General features: G+C 64.1%; 2 protein-coding genes. Both read left to right on the top strand.

Features of this window, described 5'->3' with window-relative positions; all coding sequences use genetic code 11:
- Nucleotides 1-836 (top strand): acyl-CoA dehydrogenase C-terminal domain-containing protein (locus AC097L_RS24565; protein ID WP_479589337.1); only part of this gene is annotated, 836 nt, incomplete at its 5' end.
- An 82-nt stretch (nucleotides 837-918) separates the two neighbouring features.
- A partial coding sequence (locus AC097L_RS24560; RefSeq protein ID WP_479589336.1) for an NAD(P)H-dependent flavin oxidoreductase occupies nucleotides 919-1,352 on the top strand: 434 nt, incomplete at its 3' end.

Raw genomic sequence — 1,352 nt, 5'->3', positions numbered from 1 at the left:
CCAAAGACCGGGTGCAAAGCCGTCCGGTAGATGGCTCGGTCAAGGCCAGCGTGGCCATCATCCACCACCCCGACGTGCAGCGCATGCTGATGACCATGCGCGGCCACACCCAGGGCTGCCGTGCCATGGCCATGGCGGCGGCAGCGGCCTACGACATTGCCCACCACCATCCTGAGGCCGAAACCCGCCAGCAGAACCAGGCCATCTACGAATTCCTGGTGCCGCTGGTCAAGGGCTACAGCACCGAAATGAGCCTGGACGTGGCCTCGCTGGGCGTGCAGGTGCACGGCGGCATGGGCTTCATCGAAGAAACCGGGGCCGCCCAGTACCTGCGCGATGCCAAGATTCTGGCCATCTACGAAGGCACCACCGCCATCCAGGCCAATGACCTGGTGGGCCGCAAAACCCTGCGCGATGCCGGTGCCACGGCCAAGGCCATTGCGCGCCAGATCGTGGTGACCGAAACCGCGCTGACCCAGAGCGGCAGCGCCGACGCGGTGGCCGTGGCCCGCCGCCTGAAAACCGCCCGCACCGCCTTCCTGGACGTGGTGACTTTTGTGGTCACCCAGGCCAAGGCCCAGCCGAATGCCGTGTTTGCGGGCAGCGTGCCCTACCTGATGCTGGCGGGCAAGCTGGTGGCCGGGTGGCAACTGGCGCGCTCGCTGCTGGTGGCCGAAGAGCTGCTGGCCAAGGGCGAGGACACCGCTTTCATGCAGGCCAAGATCACCACCGCCCGTTTTTATGCCGACCATGTGCTGGTGGCCGCACAAAGCCTGCGCGACAGCATCGTGGAGGGCGCGGACAGCGTCACCGGCCTGGCCTTGGATGCTTACTGATTGCTATAACTTTAGTAGCTTTTGCCGCCCATGGAATAAGCGCTAGAGCCTGATTTCTTATAAAAACCGATCTGGAGACGACATGTCCAAGCTTCCCGCCGCCTTGAGCGCCTTGCCGCTGCCCGTCATCGCCTCGCCGATGTTCATCGTCAGCACGCCGCAGATGGTGATTGCGCAGTGCATTGCCGGTGTGGTGGGCTCCATGCCCTCGCTCAACGCCCGCCCGGCTGCGCAGCTGGACGACTGGCTGGCCGAGATTACCGAGACCCTGGCGGCCTACAACCAGGCCCACCCGGACAAACCCGCCGCACCGTTTGCCATCAACCAGATCGTGCACAAATCCAACGACAGGCTGGAGCACGACATGCAGGCCTGCGTGAAGTTCAAGGTGCCCATCGTCATCACCTCGCTGGGGGCGCGCGAAGACATCAACGCGGCGGCCCACAGCTACGGCGGCGTGGTGCTGCACGACATCATCAACAACAAGTTTGCCCACAAGGCACTTGAAAAGGGTGC

This window comes from Rhodoferax sp. RT5P35 (assembly GCF_056521385.1).
This window is presented reverse-complemented; position numbering and strand designations above follow the sequence as displayed.